Genomic DNA, 23,105 nt, shown 5'->3' on the forward strand with positions numbered 1-23,105 from the left:
CCGATGCGCGTCACACCACGGCAAGGGCGCAGCGGGCCACCAGTTCGTCCATCGACAGGCCGAGCGCGCGGGCCAGCGCGGCGACGGTGAAGAAGGCGGGTGTCGGGGCCCGGCCGGTCTCGATCTTGCGGAGCGTCTCGGCCGAGATACCGGCCTCGGCCGCCACCTCGGTCATGCTCCGGCCGCCGCGCGCCTCGCGCAGCATCTGCCCGAGCCGCTCGCCGCGTTCACGCTCTTCCGGGGTGAGAGGGGTGCGCACCATGCCGTCATTCTAACCCGGTCGAGAAAACCGGTATATTAATTGGCATGGTGGAACTCAAGACAGACGTATCGATCGACGCGATGTACGAGGCGGGCCAGGTCCTCGGCCGGGCCCTGACGGCCGTACGGGAGGCCGCCGACGTCGGCGTCTCCCTCCTCGAGCTGGACGAGGTGGCGCGGGAGGTGCTGCGGGCGGCCGGGGCCTCCTCCCCCTTCCTCGGCTACCGGCCCTCGTTCGCGACCACCCCGTTCCCCGCCGTCATCTGCGCCTCGATCAACGACGCGATCGTGCACGGCATCCCGACCTCCTACCGGCTGCGCGACGGCGACCTGGTCTCCATCGACTGCGGCGCCGAACTCGACGGCTGGGTCGGCGACTCGGCGATCAGCTTCACGGTCGGCAGGGCGCGTCCGGCGGACGTACGGCTCATCGAGACGGCCGAGCGGGCCCTGGCGGCGGGCATCGCGGCGGCGGTCGTCGGCAACCGCGTCGGCGACATCGCGCACGCCGTGGGCAGGGTCTGCCGCGAGGGCGGGTACGGCATCCCGCAGGGCTTCGGCGGGCACGGTGTGGGCCGCCGTATGCACGAGGACCCGGACGTGCCGAACGAGGGCCGTCCCGGCCGCGGTCTCCCCCTCAGGCACGGGATGGCCCTCGCGATCGAGCCCATGCTGATCGGCAGCGGCCGGGACGGCTACCACGAGGCTCCCGACGGCTGGACCCTGCGCACGAACGACGGTTCCCGCGCGGCCCACGTGGAACACACGGTGGCGATCACGGAGGCGGGGCCGCGGATCCTCACGGCACGGAACCAGGAGAACTGACACAGGTTGGCGGCGCCGGCCCGCGCGGCCGGGTGGCACGGACCGAGCGAAGATCAGTCTGCCTTCGCCGGTCCGCGCCCGGCGCCACGGCAACGCGGGTCTTGCCCGAAGTGCTGGACATGCCCCCCTCCGGCGGGCGTGCGAAGGTGGTGGGACCGGGCCCTGCAGGGGCACCCGCGTGGACCGGCATGTCGATCAGCGAGCGCGTCCTGCCAGGCGCCGGGACGCCGGAACGGAACGAACGCTCATGACCAGCGGCTACCCCGGACCGAGCGACCACGGACAGGATCCTTTCGGAGAGTTCCTCGCACGCTTCTTCGGCGGAGGGGGAGCGCAGCAGGGGCCCCGCCAGATCGACATCGGGAGGCTGCTCAGCCAGCCCGCCCGGGAGCTGGTCCGGGGCGCCGCCCAGTACGCCGCCGAACACGGCAGCCGGGACCTCGCCACCGAGCATCTGTTGCGCGCTGCCCTGACGGCGGAGCCGACCCGCTCTCTGCTCAGCAGGTCCGGGGCGGATCCCGACTCGCTGGCCACGGCGATCGACGACCGCGCCGGCCCGGTCCAGCATCCGGCCGGCGAGGCACCCCCGCCGACCTCGCTGTCCCTGACCCCGGCCGTGAAGCGGGCCCTGCTGGACGCGCACGACCTGGCCCGGGCCAGCGGCGCCGGATACATCGGCCCCGAACACGTCCTGGGCGCGCTCGCCGCCAACCCGGACTCGGCCGCCGGTCACATTCTGCACGCGGCCCGGTTCGCCGCGGGCCTGCCGCCGGACGCGCCGGAGACCGACCGCGCCCTGCACCCCGGCACGGACAGCCGCCGCCGGTCGGGCACGCCAACGCTGGACAAGTACGGCCGAGACCTTACCGAGCTGGCCGGGGAAGGCCGGATCGACCCGGTCATCGGCCGTGATGACGAGATCGAGCAGACCATCGAGGTGCTCTCCCGGCGCGGCAAGAACAACCCCGTGCTGATCGGCGACGCCGGTGTCGGCAAGACCGCGATCGTCGAGGGCCTGGCCCAGCGGATCACCGACGGGGACGTGCCCGACATCCTCTCCGGGCGCAGGGTGCTGGCGCTCGACCTGCCCGGCGTGGTCGCGGGCACCCGCTTCCGGGGGGACTTCGAGGAACGCCTCAACAACATCGTGAACGAGATCCGTGCCCACTCCGACCAGCTGATCGTCTTCATCGACGAACTGCACACCGTGGTCGGCGCCGGAGGCGGCGGCGAGGGCGGTTCGATGGACGCGGGCAACATCCTCAAGCCCGCGCTGGCCCGGGGCGAGCTGCACATCGTGGGCGCGACCACCCTTGAGGAGTTCCGCAAGATCGAGAAGGACGCGGCGCTGGCCCGCCGCTTCCAGCCGATCCTGGTTCCCGAGCCGACGGTCCCGGACACCATCGAGATCCTGCGCGGCCTGCGGGACCGCTACGAGGCCCATCACCAGGTCCGCTACACGGACGAGGCCCTCGTCTCTGCCGTGGAGCTCTCCGACCGCTATCTCACCGACCGCAGGCTCCCGGACAAGGCGATCGACCTGATCGACCAGGCCGGCGCCCGCATCCGCCTCGGCTCCCGCGCCAAGGGCAGCGACGTAAGGGCGATGGAGCGCGAGATCGAACAGCTCACCCGGGACAAGGACCAGGCGGTCGCCGACGAACAGTACGAACACGCGACGCAACTCCGTGACCGTATCGGCGAGTTGAAGACGCGTATCGCCGAACTCTCCGGCGACGACCAGGCGGACGAGGGGATGAACCTGGAGGTGACTGCCGAGGCGATCGCCGAGGTGGTGTCCCGCCAGACCGGTATCCCGGTCAGCAGCCTCACCCAGGAGGAGAAGGAACGGCTGCTCAGCCTGGAGTCCCATCTGCACCAGCGGGTCATCGGTCAGGAAGAGGCGGTCGCGGCCGTCTCCGAGGCGGTGCTCCGCTCCCGCGCCGGGCTCGCCAGCCCGGACCGGCCGATCGGCAGCTTCCTCTTCCTCGGTCCGACCGGAGTCGGCAAGACCGAACTGGCCCGCGCGCTCGCCGAGGCCCTGTTCGGCAGCGAGGACCGGATGGTGCGGCTGGACATGAGCGAGTACCAGGAGCGCCACACCGTCTCCCGCCTGATCGGCGCCCCGCCCGGCTACGTCGGCCACGAGGAGGCGGGACAGCTCACCGAGGTGGTCCGGCGCCACCCCTACTCGCTCCTCCTCCTCGACGAGGTGGAGAAGGCCCACCCGGACGTCTTCAACATCCTGCTCCAGGTCCTGGACGACGGCCGTCTGACCGACTCCCAGGGGCGCACGGTGGACTTCACCAACACGGTCATCGTGATGACGAGCAACCTGGGCTCGGACGTGATCACCAGGCGCGGCGCCGGCGTCGGCTTCGGCCCCAGCGGGGAGGAGGCGACGGAGGAGGCCCGTCGCGAACAGGTCCTCCGCCCGCTCCGGGAGCACTTCCGCCCGGAGTTCCTGAACCGCATCGACGAGATCGTGGTCTTCCGCCAGCTCACCAGCGACCAGCTGCGCCAGATCACCGAGTTGCTCCTGGAACACACCCGCCGCATGCTGCACGCCCAGGGCGTCACGGTCCACTTCACGGACGCGGCGGTCAACTGGCTGGCAGAACGCGGCTACCAGCCGGAGTACGGCGCGCGGCCGCTGCGGCGGACCATCCAGCGGGAAGTCGACAACCAGCTGTCGCGCCGGCTCCTGGACGGCACGATCACGGAGGGCAGCGAGGTGACCGTGGACGCGGTGAACGGCCAGTTGGAGTTCCGGACGGACAAGAAGCTCTAGGGGGCTTCAGGGGCGCCGCGCCGGGCTGTTACGGCGCGGGATCCACCACCTGAGCCGCCCCGCCGCCCCGCCGCACGGTCTCCGCCGCCGCCAGCCACTTCCCACCCGGCAGCCGCTGCACACCCGTAGCCGCACCGATCTCGGGATTCAACGAGAACGAGTGCCCGATAGCTTCCAACTTCCCCCTCACCGCAGGGTCGTTGTACAGCGCAGGCTCGAGCTCGGTCTTGGCGGCGTTCCGCTGAGACGCCCGAGGCGCGGCGATCGCGTCCACCAACGGCAGGTGCCGGTCCAGGAACTCGGTCAGCACCTGGAGCACGGTGGTGATGATGGTCGCTCCGCCGGGCGAACCCAGCGCCACCACGGGCCTGTTGCTCTTGTCGAGCACGATCGTCGGTGAGATGGAGGACCGCGGCCGCTTCCCCGGTCCCGGCAGATTCGGGTCGTGCACCGCGGGGTTCGCCGGTGTGAACGAGAAGTCGGTCAGCTCGTTGTTGAGCAGGAACCCCCGCCCCGGAACCGTGATCGCGCTGCCACCGGTCTGCTCGATGGTCAGCGTGTAGGAGACGACGTTCCCCCACTTGTCGGCGACCGTGAGGTGCGTCGTGTTCTCACCCTCGTACGTGGTCGGCGCCGCCGTACCGGTCGAACCCGGACGGTTCGGGTCCCCGGGCGCGACCGGGCTCGTCAGCACCGAGTCGTCGTGGATCAGCTCGGCCCGCTCGTCGGCGTACCGCTGCGACAGCAGCCCCTTGGTCGGCACGTCCTCGAACGCGGGGTCGCCGACCCACCTCCCCCGGTCCGCGAACGAAATCCGGCTCGCCTCGATGAAGTGGTGCAGATACTGCACCTCGTCGGCCTTGGAAAGGTCCGTGTTCTCAAGGATGTTGAAAGCTTCTCCGACCGTCGTCCCGCCGGACGAGGACGGTGCGATGGAGTACACCTTCAGCCCGTGGTACGACGTCTCCGTCGGCGCCTGCGACTTCGCCCGGTACGCGGCCAGATCCTTCGCGGACAGCTTGCCCGCTCGCGCCTTCCACCCCGAACTCGCGTCCACCGGCGGATTGTTCACCGTCGACACGATGTCCTTGCCGAGGTCGCCCCTGTAGACCGCCCCGATCCCCTTCCTGCCCAGCTCCTGATAGGTCCGAGCCAGGTCGGGGTTCTTGAAGGTGGACCCCACCACCGGCAGCTGCCCACCCGGCAGGAACAGCTTCGCCGTGTCGGGGAAGTACCGGAACCGTGTCTCGTTGGACGCGGTCTGCGACCGGAACGTGTCGTCGACGACGAAGCCGTTGCGGGCGATCCGCTCGGCCGGCTTCAGTACCGTACCGAGCCGTTCGGTCCCCCACTGGTCGAGCGCGGTCTGCCAGGTGGCCGGCGTCCCCGGGGTGCCGACGCTGAGCCCGCTGCTCACGGCGTCCGCGAAGGCGAGTGGCTTGCCGTTCTCCACGAAAAGGTTGGAGTCGGCGGTCAGCGGTGCGGTCTCGCGGCCGTCGATCGTGTGTACCGTACGGGACTTGGCGTTGTAATAGACGAAGTAGCCGCCCCCGCCGACGCCGGAGGAGTAGGGCTCGGTGACCCCGAGCGCGGCGGCGGTCGCGACGGCCGCGTCGACCGCGTTGCCGCCCTTGCGGAGCACCTCGATACCGGCGGCGGTGGCGTCCGCGTCGACACTGGCGACCGCACCGCCGTAGCCGACGGCCACCGGGGATTTCGCGACGGTCGCACCGCCGGCGGCGGGTGGCGCTGCCGCCCCGACGGACACCACGGCGGCCGAGACCGCCAGAACAGTCAGTTTCCGCGTGACAGGGCGACGCATCCGCACCTCCAGTTCCGGAACGTCCGCGCAGCGTACCGGCGAGGCCCAGGCCCCGACAGCCATATTCGGGGCACTGTCATATGACCGCCACACTTCGAACACGGGTACGTTCCGGCTATCTGTGACCGCTACCATGCGCGCCCATGAATGACGACCTGCGCAACATTATCCTTGGCGTCGTGGCCGCCGGCATCAGCGCGGCGCTCGGCTGGCTGGCCCGCACCTCGCTGTGGCGGCGCAGTCTACGCCGCAAGCAGGCCTTTTTCGGGCTCCCGGAGAACTCGGAAGCGCTGCTGGTCGTCAACCGCGATCCGGCCACCTCCGAACCGGCGGTCCACCGCTTCGACGTGTTCGCGCTTCTGGAGCTGGCCGCGCTGATCAAGGACTGCGGCGCCAACCTCCAGATGGTGACCCAGGAGAACGTCCAGCAGGGTTTCGGCGAACGCACGGAGTTCTGCGTGGGCGGGCCCGGGTCGAACCGGCGCATGGTGGCCCACATGTCGGCGATGCTGCCGGGCGTGCGGGTCAACATCGACCCGGAACCGGGCCCGGACCGCGGCGCCTTCCAGATCGGCACCGAGCGCTACCGGCTCGACCCGGGCATCACGGAGTACGTCCTGCTCGCCCGCCTGACCGCCGGCCAGCGCCCGGACGCCCGCCCGGTGTTCCTCTTCTGCGGGCAACGCGCCATCACCAACCAGGCCGCCACCCGCTACCTCGCCCGCAACCACGAGCGGCTCGCCCGCAAGCACGGCAACAACACCTTCGTGCTGCTCCTCAAGGTCGTCAACTCACAGGCGTACGGCCCGGACGTGGTCGAACTCGTCTCGGACGTCACCCGCGCCGCTCAGGCGCCGCTGCCGCCCGCGACGACCGAGACCACGCGCTCCTCGCACCGCGCCTCCTGAGTAGCCGCAGCATTCAACAATCGTTACCCGCACGTAACTTACCGACGGGTTACTTGCGGTAAGGAGTCGCGGTTACCGTCTGGTCACTTTGCACTTACACGAGTGAGGAGTGACCCCATGGGACGAGGTCGCACCACCACGAGCCGCCGTACCGACCGACGCACCGCCGCTCTGCGCACGACCGCCGCGGGAGCCGTCTCGGCGGCCCTGATCGCCACCGGCGTCGTCGGCCTGGCTCCGGCCGCCCAGGCCGCCGCCTCCGTCCGCTTCGTCGACATCACCGGCGACGGTGGCACGGTCCTCAAGGCGAACGTCGTCACGCCCGCGGGCGCCGAAGCCACACACCGCTACCCGCTCATTGTGCTGCCCACGAGCTGGTCGCTGCCCCAGGTCGAGTATCTGGCCCAGGCGCAGAAGCTCGCGAACTCCGGTTACATCGTGCTCAGTTACAACGTGCGAGGGTTCTGGCAGTCCGGCGGCCAGATAGAAGTGGCCGGTCCGCAGGACGTGGCGGACGCGTCCAAGGTCATTGACTGGGCGCTCGCCAACACCGGCGCCGATCCCCAGCACATCGGCATCGCCGGGGTCTCGTACGGCGCCGGGATCAGTCTGCTGGCCGCCGCGCATGACAAGCGGATCAAGGCGGTCGGCGCGCTCAGCGGCTGGGCGGATCTGATCGACTCGATCTACTCGGGCCGTACCCAGCACGTCGAGGCGGCCGCCCTCCTCGACGGCTCGGCGACCCTCACCGGGCGCGAGAGCCCCGAAGTGCGGCAGATCTTCAAGGACTTCTACGCCTCGAACCTGGACCGGGAACAGGCCATGATCGCCTGGGGGGCGAAACGTTCCGCCGCAACCTATGTCGACCAGCTCAACAGGAACGGCGCAGCCGTCTTCATGGCCAACGCCTGGAGCGACACCATCTTCCCGGCCAACCAGTACGCCGACTTCTACGGGAAGCTGACCGGCCCGAAACGCCTGGAGTTCCGCCCCGGCGACCACGCCACCGCCGAGCTGACCGGCCTGCTCGGGCTGCCCAACGACGTGTGGACCGACACCGAGCGCTGGTTCGACCACTACCTCAAGGGCGAGGACAACGGTATCGACCGCGAGCAGCCTGTCCAGCTCAAGTCCCGTACCAGCGGAGACTACGAGGGCTACCCGGACTGGAAGTCGGTGGGCGCCACGCGCGAGAAGCTCGCCCTGGCCGGCTCGACCACGATCCACGCGAACGTCGACTCGGGCGCGGACGGCGGGGTCGTCCTCCTCTCCGGCCTTCTCGACCAGTTCGCCCAGCTGCCGCCGGTCGCCTCGATCCCGCTGCTGCCCCGCCGTTGGGCCGCCGTCTGGCAGTCCGAACGGTACGGCAGCGCCCAGCAGGTGCGCGGCACGGCCCGGTTGCACACCACCCTCACCCCCACCAAGGAGAGCGGCACCCTCGTCGCCTACCTGTACGACGTGGGCCCGCTCGGCCTCGGCAAGCTGGTCACCAACGCGCCGTACACCTGGTACGGCCGCACGCCCGGCAAGGCGTTCGACGTGGACCTGGACCTGTTCTCCACGGCCTACGACGTACCCGCCGGGCACCGGCTCGCGCTGGTGGTCGACACGGTGGACCCGCTCTATGTCGAGCACAACCCGTCCGGCGCGCAGCTGACCTTCTCCTCGCCGGTGGACGACCCGTCGTACGTGTCCGTTCCGCTGCGCGAGCAGTGATCTCCGGCTGCCGCCGGCCGGGCCTGGCCCTGGCTGCCGCCCCTACGGCAGCAGCGTCCCTGGTACGGCCGGGGCCACCTCGACGGCCTCGGTCCTGGGACCGTGCTGCTCCCGTCTGGCCACCCGGCCGGCGGACCAAGAGAGCAACATGCACATCCCGATGCAGATCGGCGAGAGCACCATCACCACAGGGATGAAGGGCAAATCGTAGTCGAGGTTGGATGCGATCGGTTTCCCGGCATGGAGGAACTCCTCGTAGGTGATGAGACAGCCGAGCGAGGTGTCCTTGAGGGCCACCACGAGCCGGCTGTTGATGGCGGGCACAGCATGGCCGTACGGCCTGCGGCGCCAGGACGTACGGCATGACCAGGGACTTGCGCGTGCCGAGCGCGAACGCGGCCTCCCGCTGGCCGCGTTCGACGCTGTCCACCCCGGAGTGGAACGCGCGCACCGCGCGGTGCTCCGAGAGCCGTCCGGTGGCCGGCAGGCCGCCCAGTGCGAGGGAGAGGACGGCGGCCGTCGCGAAGCCCTTGAGCGTGTTGCCGAGGCCCCGCAGCAGGAGTTCCTGGATTCCCTTGTACGCGAGGGGCATCCACTTGGTGTGCGTGAACTGGGTGGTGCCGAAGAGGAGATACAGGACCAAGGCGAGCAGGCCGATGAAGGCCGAGGGTCGACAGGGCGCTGACGGCGAGGGTGATGACGAGGCCGAGGAAACCCTCGGCGTAGGTGTGGAAGTTGGCCGTCAGTACCTTCATGCCTTCTCACGGGCCTCCAACGCGTCGTCCATCGCGAAGCGCGGGGCAGTGTCGCCGCGGGGGACGCCGAATGCCGTACGTCTCCTGGGAGAAGGGCCTCGGTGGTGACGGCGTCGACCTGGTAGGGCCGGCGGGGTCCTCGGGGCCGTGGACGCCGTTCTCGTCGTGGCGGAGCAGGAGGGACTGGCCGGCCAGGCAGTAGGCGGAGGCGATGGTCCGGAGGTGGATCGTGTTCGGGGCGAGGTCGGGATGCGGACATCAGCTTGGCGATCTGGATGTCGAAGCCCGAGTAGACCCCGGAGGCCGGGTCCCTCTCGCCAAGGTAGGGCTGCTCCTCCTCGGCGCCTACGACGAAGTAGCCGCGCTGCTTCTCCCGGGTCCAGGTCCTGGCGCCGGGCAGCCGGAAGCCCGGCACCGCCTGGTGGCGGGGAAGCCTCTCGGCCGCGGGCACACGGGGGGTACGGAACATGGATCGCGCTCCCCGCTCAGTGCTTGAGGATATTGGTCCTCCGGGGCGCGGTCCTCGACGATACGGCCGTCGGCCATGAACACGAGGCGGTGGGCGGCGGAACGGGCGAAGCCCGTCTCGTGGGTGCCGACGACCATGGTCATGCCGTCCCGGGGGAGCTGCCGCATCACTTCGAGGACCTCGTTGGTCACCTCGGGATCGAGGGCCGGGGTGGGCTCGTCGAAGAGGAGGGGCTTGGGCTCCACGGCGAGGGCGCGGTCGAGGAGCTCACGCGAGCACCGGTCGGCCCGCTCCTTCTTGCGCCCGCGGACCTTGATCTGGGCGAAGGAGACGTTCTGCGGGACCGTCTTCGGGGCGAACAGGTTGAAGGACTGGAAGACCATGCCGGCCTCGGCGCGGAATCTGGCGAGGGCCCTGCCCTCCTCGGGGAGCGGCTGCCCCTCGATCATGATCCTCCCGGACTGGATGGTGACGTCACGCAGTTCGATCAAAGGATCGACAGCCATACGCAGCCCTACTCACTCTCAGCTGTGTCGTGGTTGCCGCAAACTATCCAGTCGCGAGGGCACTTAAGGCACGACACGCACTTTTCGGGCATTAGCCGTATTTATGCCATCTTTATTGCCGTAGCCATGGCCGTAGTGGTCGCTGCAGTTGTCGCCCTGGTCACCGGCGTCCGTGCACGGCCGCAGGTCAGGACTCTGCGACCTCCGCGTAGAGCTGCGAGAGCTCGGGGACCCCGCTCGCGGCCCAGTCATGGCCGGACTCGACGACATCGAACTCCCGCCCGGACTCCAGTCGTACGACCGGCTCCCCGTCCGCACGGATCTGCCATTCCGCGCCGGGAACGGTCCGGATCAGGACGGTGCCCAGATACAGGCCGGCGTCGGTGCCGAGCCAAGTCAGGGTCTCCTCGTCGTCCCGCCAGCGCGGGACCAACTGGTCGAGGGCCTCCAGCGAGGCCGGGGTGTCGTCGAGCGTGACACCCTCCTCGGCCGCCTGGGCGCGCAGGAACTCGCACTCGGCGAGCAGATCAGGATCGGCGGTCAGGGGGACGTCACCGGTCTTGGCGTGCCTGTTACCCAGAAAGGGGATGTTCATGGACCCAGGTTGACACCTACACCTCCAGGTCCACCACCACCGGAGCGTGATCGGAAGCGCCCTTTCCCTTGCGCTCCTCGCGGTCGACGTAGGCGTCCTTCACAGCCTTGGCAAAGGGCGCGTTCCCGTACACCAGGTCGATGCGCATGCCACGGTTCTTCGGGAAGGCGAGCTGGCGGTAGTCCCAGTAGGTGAACGGGTGGTCGTACTTCAGGGGGCGCGGGACCACGTCGGACAGGCCGGTCTCGCGCAGGGCGGTCAGAGCGGCACGCTCGGCGGGGGTGACATGGGTGAGGCCCTCGAAGGCGGCCGGGTCGAAGACGTCGCCGTCGGTCGGTGCCACGTTGTAGTCGCCGAGGACGGCGAAGGGGCGGCTGCCGTCCGCGTCCCCGGCCACGGCCGCCTTGAGGGCCTCGAACCACTGGAGCTTGTAGGCGTAGTGCGGGTGGTCCACCTCGCGGCCGTTGGGCACGTACACCGACCAGACACGGACCGGGCCGCAGGTCGCCGAGATCGCGCGCGGCTCGGTCACGCCGTCGTAGCCGGGGTCGCCGGGCAGGCCCCTGACGACGTCCTCGATGCCGAGCTTCGACAGCACCGCCACGCCGTTCCACCGGCCGGTGGCATGGACCGCCGCCTCGTAGCCCAGCTCGCGCAGCTGCTCGACCGGGAACTGTTCCTCGGCGATCTTGGCCTCCTGGAGGCAGAGCACGTCGGTGCCGCTGCTCTCCAGCCAGGCGAGTAGCCTCGGCAGGCGGGCGGTGATCGAGTTCACGTTCCAGGTCGCGATGCGCATGCCCCACAACCTACCGGGCCCCTCTGACAACGTGTCTCAGACGTCCGCGGAGGCACCCGGGGCCAGCCGCTGGTGGTCCGCGCCGCCCAGGGCGCCGATCTGGCGGTCGTAGATCGGGCGGGCCAGGTCGGTGAGCAGGGCGTCGTGGATGTCGTAGGCGCGCCGCGGCTTTACCTCGCGGACGTAGTCGATCACCTCGGAGATCTTGTTCCAGGGGGCCATCACCGGGAGCATCAGCGTCTCGACGGGGTGGTCGGGGACGGTGAGGGCGTCGCCGGGGTGGAAGACCTTGCCGCCGTCGATCAGGTAGCCGACGTTGGTGATGCGCGGGATGTCGGGGTGGATCACCGCGTGCAGCTCGCCGTGCACCTGGACGTCGAAGCCGGCGGCGGTGAACGTGTCGCCGTGGCCGACGGTGTGCACCCGGCCCGGGAAGGCCGCCGCGAGCTGGTCGGCGACGGACTTCAGGGTCCAGACCTCGGCGGCCGGGTCGGCGTCCAGCGCGGCCCGCAGCCGGCCCTCGTCGAAGTGGTCGGGGTGCTCGTGCGTGATCAGGATCGCGTCGGCGCCGACGGCCGCGTCCTCCTCGCTGAACCCTCCGGGGTCGAGGACGAGCGTGCGCCCGTCCTTCTCCAGGCGTACGCACGCGTGGGACTTCTTCGTGAGCTTCATGGTCACCATCCTGCCCCCGAGCCGCCCGTCAGGCCTCGGGAGTGGTCTCCTCGCGGATGACCTGCTGGGCGACCCGGAACGCGCTGTTCGCGGCCGGTACCCCGCAGTACACCGCCGCCTGGAGCAGGACCTCCTTGATCTCGTCCGGGGTGAGGCCGTTGCGCAGGGCCGCCCGGACATGGAAACGCAGCTCCTCCAGGTGGCCGCCCGCGACCAGCGCGGTGAGCGTGACACAGCTGCGCGAGCGCCGGTCGAGTCCGGGCCGGTCCCAGATCTCGCCCCATGCGTAGCGGGTGACGAACTCCTGGAAGTCCCCCGAGAACTCGTCGGCCTGCGCCAGCGCCCGGTCCACATGCGCGTCCCCGAGCACCTCCCGGCGGACCTTCAGCCCCGCGTCGTACGGATCGGGCCGCCCAAGCGGCTGCGCCGGTACGGCGGCCGGGGCGATCTCGGCGATCGGCGTGACCTGCGGAGCGACCTGGGGTACCGCCTGCGGTGCGGCGGCCAGGACCGGCTTCACCGGCGCGGCCGGGATGGCCATCTGGCCGGTGGTCGAGTCGTAGGCGGGCTGCCAGGCGGTGGAGAAGTGCCGCACCAGCAGGTCGGTGACGGCGGCGGGCTGCTCGACCGGGACCAGATGGGAGGCACCGGGTACGACCGCGAGCCGGGCGTCCGGGATCCCGGCGACCAGGGTGCGGGCCTCGGCGGGGCCGGTGACCTGGTCGTCCGAGCCGACCAGGACGAGCGTGGGCACACCGATCCGGGCGAGTTCGTGCCGTACGTCGAAGCCCGCCAGGGCCTCGCAGGCGGCGATGTAGCAGCCGGGGTCGGTGGTGCGCACCATCTGGACGGCCCACTCGGTGATCGCGGGCTGCGCGGCGGCGAACCCGCCGGTGAACCAGCGCTCGGGCGAGGTCCGGGCGATCGGGTCGAGGCCGTTCGTCCGCACGATCACACCGCGCTGACGGAACTCGTCCGCCGTCCCGAACCGGGGTGAGGCTGCGACCAGCGCGAGCGAGGCGATCCGCTCCGGGTGCCGCAGAGCCAGCTCGATGCCGACGGCGCCGCCGAGCGCGCAGCCCGCGTAGCCGAAGCGCTGCACGCCGAAAGCGTCGAGCGTGGCCAGCAGCCGGGCGGTCAGCTCGGAGACGGAACCGGCCGGGTGCGCCGGGGAACCGCCGTGCCCGGGGAGGTCGTAACGGAAGACCCGCCACTGCTGGGTCAACTCCGGGACCTGCCGGTCCCACATGTGCCATGTGGTACCCAGTGAGGGACCCAAGATCAGGACAGGAGCGTCTTCTGGCCCGTCAAAGCGGTATTGCAGGGTGTTCGCTGGCGTCTCACTCACCCGCCTGACCCTCTCATCTGTCACGACAGCCCCTATGAGCGGGGTGCTGGCTGTAGCTGTTTGACCAGGTGGAAGACCTCGCGGGCAGCGTAGCGTTTGAGGCAACGGACGATTTCGCGCCGGGTCTTGCCCTCCTTGATCCGGCGCTCGTAGTAGTCCTGAGTGCGCGGGTCGACCCTCAAGCGGGTGAACACGATGCGGTGGAGAGCGGCGTTGGCCTGCCGGTCGCCTCCGCGGTTGAGGCGACGGAACTGCCGGCGCCCCGAGGAACGCTCGACAGGGCTGACCCCGCACAGCGCGGCGAACGATCCTCACTGTCCAGCCGTTCCGGGTTGTCCCCCACCGTGATCAGCAACGTGACCGCCGTGTCCGGGCCGATCCCCACCACGTCGAGCAGCTGCGGGGCATGCCGTTCCACGAGCCGGGTCAGACGAGTCTCCACGTCCCGGATCTGCTCGGAGAGCTGGTCGATCCGGTGAGCCAGCAGGCCCAGCGTGATCCGAGTGGCCTGCAGCACCGACTCCTCGCCGATCTCCTCGCAACTGCTCCTGTCCACGAACTGCGCACAGGTACGAAAGAGTTCGGCATTACCCAGTCCGGCCAGCTCCTCCCGCAAAGCGGGATCAGCAGTAACAAGGACGGCCTTGAGCTGATTGATGGCCTGGGTGCGAGCCTTGACGGCCGACGCCTTCGTGAGTTTGTACATTCTCGCGACCTGCACCGGTCCGTCGCCCGTTTTGGCCCGGGCACGGGCCCGCCCGCTCAACACGGCTCGCGCCGCGTTCTGGGCATCGAGCGGGTCCGATTTGCCGCGCCGCCGACGATCCGCCCGGTCCATCCAATTCACGTCGAACACGTCCACGCCCTGGGCCAGCAGATAGCGGGACAGGGACGCCCCATAGGAACCGGTCCCCTCCACCCCGGCCCGCCCCACGGTCCCCGACTTCCTGGCCCACTTCAACAGAGCTCGGTAGCCCGCCGCGGTGGCCGGGAACTCGTCAGTGGCGAGCACCGCCCCCGTCAAGGAGAGCACCGCAGCCACATGGGCATCCCGGTGCGTGTCCACCCCCAGCACCACCTCCCCCACAGGGCGACGACGGCGGGCCCGCGGAGCAGGCGTCGTACTGGACAATGCCGAACCACGCATGCCCGTCCCCTTTCCGGCCCGATGACGTATCGCGTTGCCGGTACCGAGCCGCGTCAGACGGTCAGAATCGTGAGGACGCCACAACAATCGACAGGCCCCTATCGGGACACACCCCGCCAGCCCGGCACCGACAACGCACCATCCCCGGCCACCGGCCGACACCGTGTGACTGAGACACTTCGGTCAGAAATATCATGAGTCAGACCATAGGCTCGGGACAGCACCCGCCCATCCTCCCGCCCCCATCTCACCACCGCCCAGGAACCGCAGGACATGCTCAACCCCCTTCACGCAACACCCAGAACCTGATCCCGGCCGAGCACAACAGCACACGAGGGCAAGCGGCACGATCAGGGACCGCCAGCGGCAAGAGCGGCGAACTGGCCGCCGACGTCGTGGGTTACCTCACCGATGGCCACGAGCCGGGTGAAGAGGAGGGCACCGGTTCCGACGGCGTGTGGGTCGAGCGGCGCAGACGGACAGCCGAGTACGGGGTCGAGAACGACGACCAGGCACATCACCTTACGCCCACAACGAATAGACGATTATTTCGCTCTGCGATGTCCCTGTCACCACGAGCGAGGTTCCGTCGGATTGGTCAACTGCGGCCACGGAGACCCCCCGAAGCGAGATACCCGCCGGCTCACCGGTGATCGCGTCCCACGCAGCGACCACTCCGTTCGGCCCTGCGGCGAGTAGCAATGGCTTACCCCCGGGGCTAGCCGTCGCCAGCGCGTGCACCTCCACTCCGGCCGCCAGAGACGCTGCCATCTGTTCCACAGCGGCAGCATCCTTTCGGGTCCGGACAGTGCCCGTATCCGGCCAGTTATGCGGGACGGCCAGCGGAGGCGTCAGCCACCAGTCCCGGTTTCCTGCTGACAGCCTTGACTTCTTGGATCATCCTGCGCCCGCTGAGGCGACACTCGGACCCCTGGGCCTGCACAGCCTTCGTCCACGGCACGAAAACGGTCCACCGACTCCGTCGGCGGACCGTCACGAAACTTCGCGGCTAGATTCTGATAGCTTCCCCAGTAAGGAATTAGACGCGTGATCCACCCTGCCTGCGCATGATGCCCACCTGCGATGGTTCGACAGACAAAACGTTGCCCGCTGGAACCATCCAACTCACCACAGCGAAGAGTTCTCCACCACAGGCTCTGCCCACGCCGCGTACGTAAAGATCGCTCGCAGTGACGGTGGAATCGTCGAGTCATCAACCGCGTTCTCTCTGCACCGCAGCCCATAATGCAGACGATAAGACAGACCATCAATGACGACGCCGCCGATATCAGTACCTTCGGACTGCGGTTGAAAACCTGGATCTTCCTCTACCGTCCATCCAGCTCTCCCAGCGAGATACACCCACGTCTGGAAAGCTCGAAGCACATCCTCAGCGTCTGGCTCCACGCTGTCGACACGCGCCAAAATCTCAACAGGATCTCGACGATTTGGATCGTTGATCGGCATTTCACCCCTCAAATGATCTTGAGTCTTACAAGTCTATTTCCGCCAGCTTGACGGCAAGTCCGTCTGCCACCATTGCCAGCCGTCTTGTGGGTCCTTCCAGAGATAGGCGAAGGTAGCACCGGTGTCCTCTGCAGCCCGAGTCATCGCACCTCTACAGCTAGAGCACGGCGGTCGTGTCCCCGTGATGACAACGTATCCTCCCTCTGGCGCGGGCGAATCAAGGAAGAACTCGTCACCAGTGACCACCCTCGTACCATACGTGGGAACTCCACCAGACATCCGAGCCACCCGGTTCTCCGTGTGGCTGAGAGCTTCTCCACCTCGTCCCATCCCCTGCTCCGAAGGCTGCTGATTTCCACTCCGTATCCGGTAGGAATCTACGAGATTTCCATCCTTGTCATGAACGGAGACTTTTGCCCAGTGCGTGTTCCTGGACGTGGATCCCGAATTGACCTTGCAAAGGTCAACGTTGTGGACGAGGACCGGCGTGTCGCCCGCCGACCTGCATCTCCGAGCCCGCGGCGTTGCTGTTCGTGGAGTTCGGCTTGTACTGGGAGGCGATCGTCCGGTCGGATGCCGTGACGGTGTGCACGGTGGTCTTGTTGAACCAGTCCGCGATCGGCTTCGATGCGCCCGGCACCGTCCAGTAGACCGGATAGCAGGAGTTGGTGTTGCCGTCCGCGGCCGAGATCGACAGCGTCTTGTTCGCGCACGGGTTGGTGTTGTAGTCGACGGCGATGGACTCGCCGGTCTGGGTCTGGATCGAGGAGATCCTCGGCCGGTACAGCGGCGGCGCGGACGGGGAGGTGTCGTTGACACGGTTGTCGATCTCGGTACCGGTGAAGGAGACCTGGTTGAGCTTGATGGCGCTGTTGCCGTTGCCGTAGGTGTCCTTGCCGGTGTGCTGGATCGACTGCAGCCACATCACGGCCTGCAGTGAACCCGCGTCCTTGGGGTCAATGGTGGTACCGGTGACCGGGTCGACCGTCCCGCCCGCGTCCGAGTACACCTGCCCCAACTGGTAGCTGTCCACGTCGACGAGATCGTCCGTCGAGGAATCCTTGACGTGGACCTTGGTCGTGATGCTCTCCAGCCGGGTGGTGGACCAGAACGTCGGTCCGGCGGTCACGCACACGTTCGTGGGCACGGAGGTGGACCCGGACGGCAGGGTGGTGCTGTCGGTGGAGTCACAGTGCAGGTCCCACGGCACATCAGGCCAGTGCGGGGCCGTGTTGTCGTTGAGGTTTCCGGCCGAGCAGTCGGTGAAGGTGTCGGTGGTCTGGGCCTTCGGCAGACACAGCACCGACGCGAGCGGTGCCGTCTGGCAGGCCACCTACGGCAGCAAGCCCGTCATAGGCAAATGGACACACCTGGTAGGCGTCTTCGACGCCACCAACCAGGAAATCCGGCTCTACGTCGACGGCAAGCTCACCGCCGCCAAGGACTGGACCTACACTCCCTGGAACGCGACCGGCTCCCTCCAGATCGGCCGCAAACTCTCCTCCGGCGCCTACGGCGAGTACGCCAACGCAGGCATCAGCGACATCCACATTTACAACACCGCCCTGCCTCCCGCCGACGCAGCCGCTACCGGTGACAACCCCGCCATCAGCCAACTCGACTGACCACTGAGGGACGTTCAGGCGCTCGACCGAGTCACTGCGGTCGAGCGCCTGCCAGGTCCGACGGGACGATCACGCAGCAGACCTACGTACCGAACCGTCAGAGCACACCACTACAGTTCTCGATCACCTGACCGATCCAAGAGCGCCGAGGGACCGCAGTCCGGGCCTCGCGCTCCCGCTTGCAGAGACGACCAGTCCTCTGGGGGACCATCATGAGACGCAGCGCCTTCCTGGCGGCGGCCACGGCAACCGCACTGACCGCCAGCCTGTTCACGGGCCTCTCCCCGGCCTGGGCGGACGGCACCACCGGCGGCCCCGTCCTGGTCGACGCCAACGGCTGGAACGAGCCAGGTCTGGTCTTCGTGACCGCGCACTCCGACAGCCCGATCACCCACATCACGGCCCACTTCTATCCGCTGGACGCACCGGACGGCACCCAAGAGGCCGGATCGACCGAGGACTTCACCCAGTACTCCGGACAGGACGCCACATCCGGTACCTGGCGGGCGCCGGTCCACCTGGCGGACCTCCGTGACTACCGGGTGACCGTCGATCTGCAGGACGCCTCCGGCGCCACCGTCACCGGCGCCCTCTCCCCTGACCCCCTGCGGTACCGGACCATCCTCACGATCTCCGGTCTCACGGCCACCCCGAGTGTGCCGGACTACCTCCACCAGCAGGTCTCCGTCAGCGGCATCGTCGTCGCCCGGGATCCCCGCACCCCCGACACCCCGACTCCCGCCGTCGGCACCCCCGTCGACGTCGTCGCCGACACCGGACTCGGCCGGACGATCACGACCGCGACCGTCGGCCCCGACGGCCGCTTCACCGCCGCCTACGTCCCCACCGAGCAGTCCTTCCGGCTGTCCGCCGCACCCCAGGCCTCCAGCAGCTACCCGGGAGCGATCGACCTGTCGACATACCCCACCCAGTGGCTGCACACCACCCAGGCACCGGTCCGCTTCACGGCAAGCACCCACGCCCTGAACTTGGCACAGGGCGCCACCGGAACCGTCACCGGCCACGCCGAGATTCAGACCACCGCCGGCTGGCAACCGCTGCCGAACACCGCGATCACCCTTGAGGGCTCCTCGGTGGTGGCCGGGCAGACGACCACCGACAGCCGGGGCGACTACACCCTGCGTGTCTCCTCGGAGAGCCCCGCCCCGAACGCCGAACTCGTCGCCGGCAGTGGCGACATGCCCTTCCAGCAGACGGCCACCGAACCCTTCAGCCTGCACGTCGCCTACACCACCCACATCGACCTGACCGCGTCCCTCAAAGACGACGGATCCATGCCGACCTACGGCTACGTCTACTACGAAGACGCACGTGCCAAATGGCCCGCCAAGCCCACCGTCACCCTGCAGTACTCCAAGGACGGCAAGACCGGCTGGAAGAACGCCACCACCGTTCCCCTCCCGATCCGCTACAACAAACCCCTCTTCCAGGAGTGGTTCACCCGCACACTCAACGCGCCGAACACCGACGCCTACTGGCGAGCCCGCTTCAACGGCAACCCCGACCTGGGCACCAGCACCACCAAGCCCGCCCACCTCTACCGCTACGCCACCCGCATCACCGGCTTCCACGCCTCCCCCAACCCGCTCCGCAAGGGACAGCCGATCAGATTCGCCGGCACCCTCCAGTACAAGAAAGGCACCACCTGGAAGCCGCTCTACGGCGGCTCCCCCAGCCTCTACTTCAAACCCCGCGGCTCCAGCACCTACCACTACGTCTACGACCTGGACACCGACAAGCACGGCCACCTCATCGGCATGGCAACCGCCGAAAAGGACGGAACCTGGGCCCTCGTTGTCAACCGCCAGACCGGAGACCACTACCTCAGAAGCGCCCGGGTCACCGACTACGTCGACGTCCGCTAGCCGTTGCCCGTGGCGACGGCACCTGGACCCACCTCGTCGCCACCTTCCGGGCACCAGTCCCGGGAGGCTCCACCAGCGGCAACATGGCCCTGTACCAGCACGGCACCCTCATCCGGACCGCCACCAACCTCAGCCCCCAGTACGACTTTTCCATGCCCCTGACCATCGGCGGCTGCATCAGCAGCGCCTCCGCCACCACCCCCCGGGAGTCTCGATCGGGTGATCGCAGCTGGTTGCGAGCATGAAGACAGGGCCTCTTGGTAGCTCGGGGTTGCGAAGCCAACCGAGATCCAGGAGACCCTGTTGCCGCAGTTCTACGTGCTCGCGCCGGTGGAGTTCAACTCGGCTGCACCGACGTGTGATTGTGAGACCGCTCCGTTCCCCCGCTTCAGCCGGGCCCGTGTGGGCAGGAGAAGCGGAGGAGCGGACGGCTCCCGCGTGCAGTGTGATGCCTCGACTGCCGTCCGACCCGTCGCGCCCTGGCACGCGGCAACGTGCGTGCCCGGCGGCGCGGGCCATACATTGTCGCGGTCAGTAGGCGGCGAGGGAGATGGCGATGTAGTGCGTCGTGAAGGCTGCCACAGTCAGGGCGTGGAACACCTCGTGGAAGCCGAACCACCGCGGCGAGGGGTCGGGGCGCTGCAGACCGTAGACGAACGCACCCGCACTGTAGAGAAGACCGCCGGTCACCACCAGGGCGAGTACGGCCATTCCGCCGGTATGCAGGAAGTCGGGCAGGTAGCGCACCGGTGCCCATCCCAGTGCCAGGTAGCACGGGGTGTACAGCCAGCGCGGCGCTCCGACCCACAGGACCCGGAACGCGATGCCGGCCAATGCGCCCGCCCACACGATCCACAGCAGCACGGACCGCTGGCCCGGCGGGAGGAGGAGCACGGCCAGGGGCGTGCAGGTGCCGGCGATGATGAGGAAGATGTTGGCGTGGTCGAGACGTCGCAGGAGAGCCTCGCCGAGCGGCCCCCAGGTTCCGCGGTGGTAGATGGCGCTCGTCGCGAACAGCAACCAGGCGGTGACCGAGTACACGGCGCAGGCCAGGGCCGCCTGCGGGGTGCGGGCCAGGCAGATGAGCACGATGCCCGCGATCAGTGCGGCGGGGACCATTGCGGCATGGAGCCAGCCACGCAACCTCGGCTTGATCGGTTCGGCCAGGTCGGCCGCCCGCTCCACCAGAGCGGCAACCGGGTGAGCTTCCTTTTCTGCTTCGTCGGCTTGTGATCCGGCGGGCGGCCCGTCTTCACCGCGTTCTCCACCCCTTGAGGCGGCGTGAATGTACTCGGCTTCAGCGGCGTCGCGGGACACAGCTTCTCGTCCTCCCTCTCCCTCGGACTCCTGAACGTCACCGGTGATCATGGGGTCATGCTAGGAGACGACACCCCGACGGGATTCTAGGCGCCCGGTTGCGGAGCACCACGCCCACGTCGCCGGCGTGGTGCTCCGCAACCGTTTGAACGCCGACCTCGTTGATCCTGGCGTCAATTGGGCCCGCCACAGCCGAGTAGATCGGCTGGTCATGGGAACGATCAGGACTTCCGAACGGGCATTGGGCCCGCCTACGCACAAGGATCGCCGATGCTTCCTGAGGTCCGCCCCCACGTATCCGCTCCCCTCACACACCAGGTGGAACACCAGTTGGGCCTGGCCCCGCATCTCGAAGCGGGCCATCTCGATGTGGAGCGCGTCGCAGGCATCGCAGTCGTCGCAGCCGCCCACTCCGACGGCTATGCGGCCACCGGCCATCTTCTCGGGCTGCTGGCCGCGCTGCCTGCCCCCACCAAGGCAGGAGAACGCTTCTGGTCGGAGCTGTGGAGGACTTCGGGCACCGCGTACCTGCTACCCGCCAACATCAAGGCTCTGGTGCTGCGTTCCCTGACAGGAGAAGGAACCGCCCTGGCACGGCAGATCCTCTCGGCCGTCGATCAGATGACCCCGCCCCAGCGAGTCGCAGCCGGGGAGGTGATCGGTCAAGCCCTCGCCGAGTCCGACCACTTTCCCGACCTCAAAAGACAGGTCATCGGAGAACTGTGGCTCCGAGACCTCGAGCTCACCGCCTGGCGCATTCTGCACGCAGACCACAGGTCAGACGATCCCGCTGGACGAAAAGCCTTCCTCGACGCCTGGAGGAGCGTGTAACGAGGGGTGTTTGTCATACGGCCCACGGCTGACAGAGACGCACCAGTGGTGTGCGGTACTGACAGCTCCCGCAGTGCGCCAGGGGGCGGGCCGAGGCTTCAGCGCTCGCCGGCGTGAGGGGTGAAGAGTTCCAGCAGTCCCGTACGGGCACGTGCGCCTCGGCTGGATGGCGGAGGGTGCCGTCCATGCAGAGGATGTAGCGCGAGCGCCGTCCGTTGCGCTCGCGGCGCATGTAGCCGGCCTGTTCGATGTCCTTGACGATGCTTTGAGCGGTGTGTTCGGTGATGTGGCAGGCCGCGGCGATGTCGCGAAGGCGGGTGGCAGGGTCGCGGGCGATGGCGATCAGCACGCGGGCGTGGCTGGTGAGGAAGCTCCACTTCCCGGCCTGCTCGTTCACGATCTGCCCCGTTCTTCGATGCTGACCAGCTGGGATACGCACAGTGAGTTTGGTGGCCATCACTATCAGCGGCAAGCCCCGCGGATGTCGACCGCGAGATGTGCTTGCGGTCGCTGATCCTTTCCCGGCGCTCGATGCCACTTTGGCTGACTGCGAGTCGATTATCGTGGCGACCGCATTGGTCCTTCGTCCGTCTCCCGGCGGATCCGCCGTGTCAGCGCGGCCCGGACCTGGCCGACGACACCGGCAGCCGCCCAGCGGGCCATGAACCCCGGACCGTCCGCCACCGGTACGCCCCTGAACGGCGCGGCGCCGGCTTCGGCTGACCCTGATTGATCGCCTCGCACGCGCCACCCCGGTCACCATCTGGGCCTTCCGCGCCAAGTCCGTGAACGCCCTTCGCGCCCCCTGTCGCCATCGCTCAGAGAGCTGGGTGGCCAGCAAATATAATCTGCCTCATGTCGAAGCCTGACGAGCTGCTCGTTGACGTCGCCGCCCTGGTGGAGTCCGGGCAGAGCAACCAGATGTCCCTGACCGTGGTCACCGGTGGTGCTGTCATCACCGGTCGGCTGGCTCCCGAAGCCGTGTGGAGGCAGAGGGTGTCGGATGTGCTGAGGGATTCCGCCCGCTTGGGAGAGTTCTCGGCCGTCTTCGACACCCTCGCGAAGAAGGACGGGCCGCCCACGCATCTGCACTTCCATGTCGCCCGGATCCTGCAGGGCACGGTCGGCATCCCGGAGACAGGCGGGATGTACCGTGTGGCGATCGGCGACGTCAGCGCCTGGACCATGGGCGACTTCAGCTATTCCGACCACTGAGCGACCACTGCGACGGAACCCCGTCGCAAGCAGTGTGGGCCCGGGGGGGGGTCGGCGGGGATGGTCTCCCCGCTTTTTTAGTGTTTGTTTTTTTTCTTTCTCCTCTGTTCTACAAACACGGGGGGGGCTAACACCTCGTAAAACTTCTTTTGA

19 protein-coding genes and 5 pseudogenes are annotated in these 23,105 nt (G+C 68.4%); 9 read left to right on the plus strand and 15 right to left on the minus strand.

Translation table 11 applies throughout. The features are described 5' to 3' along the window. Positions 1-10: 10 nt before the first annotated feature. The gene (locus ACZ7OO_RS37745; protein ID WP_352224271.1) at positions 11-262 is read right to left on the minus strand and encodes a helix-turn-helix domain-containing protein; all 252 of its coding nucleotides are present in this window, start codon (positions 260-262) and stop codon (positions 11-13) included. Between the two features lie 44 nt (positions 263-306). Here ACZ7OO_RS37745 and map point away from each other — a divergent pair, with 44 nt between their 5' ends. Further along, the gene (gene map, locus ACZ7OO_RS37750) at positions 307-1,086 is read left to right on the plus strand and encodes a type I methionyl aminopeptidase (RefSeq protein WP_471511987.1); all 780 of its coding nucleotides are present in this window, start codon (positions 307-309) and stop codon (positions 1,084-1,086) included. A gap of 247 nt (positions 1,087-1,333) precedes the next feature. Next, complete coding sequence (locus ACZ7OO_RS37755; protein WP_471511988.1) at positions 1,334-3,877, plus strand: ATP-dependent Clp protease ATP-binding subunit; 2,544 nt, start codon at positions 1,334-1,336, stop codon at positions 3,875-3,877. Positions 3,878-3,905: 28 nt separating this feature from the next. Here the strand turns inward: ACZ7OO_RS37755 and ggt are convergent, their stop codons facing one another. Continuing rightward, positions 3,906-5,699: a gamma-glutamyltransferase gene (gene ggt, locus ACZ7OO_RS37760; protein WP_471511989.1), complete on the minus strand. Its 1,794-nt coding sequence runs from the start codon at positions 5,697-5,699 to the stop codon at positions 3,906-3,908. 143 nt (positions 5,700-5,842) lie between these two features. On the opposite strand from ggt, the gene ACZ7OO_RS37765 reads away from it, so the two are divergent. Both ACZ7OO_RS37765 and ACZ7OO_RS37770 read left to right on the plus strand, forming a co-directional pair. Then, positions 5,843-6,607 (plus strand): hypothetical protein, encoded by a 765-nt coding sequence (locus tag ACZ7OO_RS37765; RefSeq protein ID WP_471511990.1) that lies wholly within the window; start codon positions 5,843-5,845, stop codon positions 6,605-6,607. Between the two features lie 117 nt (positions 6,608-6,724). Further along, entirely contained in the window at positions 6,725-8,323 is a 1,599-nt protein-coding gene (locus ACZ7OO_RS37770) for a CocE/NonD family hydrolase (protein ID WP_471511991.1), read from the plus strand. 42 nt (positions 8,324-8,365) lie between these two features. Here ACZ7OO_RS37770 and ACZ7OO_RS37775 read toward each other — a convergent pair. The 11 genes and pseudogenes from ACZ7OO_RS37775 to ACZ7OO_RS37825 all read right to left on the minus strand — a co-directional run. After that, positions 8,366-8,981 (minus strand): annotated as a pseudogene (locus ACZ7OO_RS37775) (ABC transporter permease subunit); the annotation flags it as partial. Positions 8,982-9,080: 99 nt separating this feature from the next. Then, positions 9,081-9,526, minus strand: a pseudogene (locus ACZ7OO_RS37780) (type 2 periplasmic-binding domain-containing protein); the annotation flags it as partial. A 56-nt stretch (positions 9,527-9,582) separates the two neighbouring features. Beyond that, positions 9,583-10,014: pseudogene (locus ACZ7OO_RS37785) on the minus strand (ATP-binding cassette domain-containing protein); the annotation flags it as partial. Between the two features lie 226 nt (positions 10,015-10,240). Beyond that, a complete protein-coding gene (locus tag ACZ7OO_RS37790; RefSeq protein ID WP_471511992.1) occupies positions 10,241-10,648 on the minus strand; it encodes a DUF6278 family protein in 408 nt (135 codons plus the stop codon). Positions 10,649-10,664: 16 nt separating this feature from the next. Next, positions 10,665-11,444, minus strand: coding sequence for an exodeoxyribonuclease III (locus ACZ7OO_RS37795; protein WP_471511993.1), 780 nt, complete (start codon positions 11,442-11,444; stop codon positions 10,665-10,667). A gap of 36 nt (positions 11,445-11,480) precedes the next feature. Continuing rightward, entirely contained in the window at positions 11,481-12,116 is a 636-nt protein-coding gene (locus tag ACZ7OO_RS37800) for an MBL fold metallo-hydrolase (protein WP_471511994.1), read from the minus strand. A 28-nt stretch (positions 12,117-12,144) separates the two neighbouring features. Continuing rightward, positions 12,145-13,464: a bifunctional 3-oxoadipate enol-lactonase/4-carboxymuconolactone decarboxylase PcaDC gene (gene pcaDC, locus ACZ7OO_RS37805; RefSeq protein WP_471511995.1), complete on the minus strand. Its 1,320-nt coding sequence runs from the start codon at positions 13,462-13,464 to the stop codon at positions 12,145-12,147. Between the two features lie 32 nt (positions 13,465-13,496). After that, a pseudogene (locus tag ACZ7OO_RS37810) lies at positions 13,497-14,611 on the minus strand (IS110 family RNA-guided transposase). Between the two features lie 1,125 nt (positions 14,612-15,736). Next, positions 15,737-16,078, minus strand: coding sequence for a hypothetical protein (locus ACZ7OO_RS37815; RefSeq protein ID WP_471511996.1), 342 nt, complete (start codon positions 16,076-16,078; stop codon positions 15,737-15,739). Between the two features lie 33 nt (positions 16,079-16,111). Then, positions 16,112-16,504, minus strand: a pseudogene (locus tag ACZ7OO_RS37820) (hypothetical protein); the annotation flags it as partial. A 37-nt stretch (positions 16,505-16,541) separates the two neighbouring features. After that, positions 16,542-17,381 carry a hypothetical protein gene (locus ACZ7OO_RS37825; RefSeq protein WP_471511997.1) on the minus strand — a complete coding sequence of 280 codons (840 nt, stop codon included), beginning with the start codon at positions 17,379-17,381 and terminating at the stop codon, positions 16,542-16,544. Here ACZ7OO_RS37825 and ACZ7OO_RS37830 point away from each other — a divergent pair. From ACZ7OO_RS37830 to ACZ7OO_RS37840, 3 genes are all read left to right on the plus strand, one after another. Further along, on the plus strand, positions 17,353-17,703 hold the full coding sequence (locus ACZ7OO_RS37830) for a LamG-like jellyroll fold domain-containing protein (RefSeq protein WP_471511998.1): 351 nt from the start codon (positions 17,353-17,355) through the stop codon (positions 17,701-17,703). The genes ACZ7OO_RS37825 and ACZ7OO_RS37830 overlap by 29 nt on opposite strands. A 212-nt stretch (positions 17,704-17,915) precedes the next feature. Next, positions 17,916-19,589 carry a hypothetical protein gene (locus tag ACZ7OO_RS37835; RefSeq protein WP_471511999.1) on the plus strand — a complete coding sequence of 558 codons (1,674 nt, stop codon included), beginning with the start codon at positions 17,916-17,918 and terminating at the stop codon, positions 19,587-19,589. An 83-nt stretch (positions 19,590-19,672) separates the two neighbouring features. Then, a complete protein-coding gene (locus ACZ7OO_RS37840) occupies positions 19,673-19,834 on the plus strand; it encodes a hypothetical protein (protein WP_471512000.1) in 162 nt (53 codons plus the stop codon). A 286-nt stretch (positions 19,835-20,120) separates the two neighbouring features. On the opposite strand, the gene trhA is transcribed toward ACZ7OO_RS37840, so the two are convergent. Beyond that, complete coding sequence (gene trhA, locus ACZ7OO_RS37845) at positions 20,121-20,906, minus strand: PAQR family membrane homeostasis protein TrhA (protein WP_471512001.1); 786 nt, start codon at positions 20,904-20,906, stop codon at positions 20,121-20,123. 318 nt (positions 20,907-21,224) lie between these two features. On the opposite strand from trhA, the gene ACZ7OO_RS37850 reads away from it, so the two are divergent. Next, on the plus strand, positions 21,225-21,737 hold the full coding sequence (locus ACZ7OO_RS37850) for a hypothetical protein (RefSeq protein WP_471512002.1): 513 nt from the start codon (positions 21,225-21,227) through the stop codon (positions 21,735-21,737). Positions 21,738-21,750: 13 nt separating this feature from the next. Here the strand turns inward: ACZ7OO_RS37850 and ACZ7OO_RS37855 are convergent, their stop codons facing one another. Beyond that, on the minus strand, positions 21,751-22,134 hold the full coding sequence (locus tag ACZ7OO_RS37855; protein WP_471512003.1) for a MarR family transcriptional regulator: 384 nt from the start codon (positions 22,132-22,134) through the stop codon (positions 21,751-21,753). Positions 22,135-22,592: 458 nt separating this feature from the next. Between ACZ7OO_RS37855 and ACZ7OO_RS37860 the strand changes: the two genes are divergently transcribed. After that, positions 22,593-22,952 (plus strand): hypothetical protein, encoded by a 360-nt coding sequence (locus tag ACZ7OO_RS37860; protein ID WP_471512004.1) that lies wholly within the window; start codon positions 22,593-22,595, stop codon positions 22,950-22,952. The last annotated feature ends 153 nt before the right edge of the window (positions 22,953-23,105 follow it).

Source organism: Streptomyces sp. NPDC111744 (genome assembly GCF_055634995.1).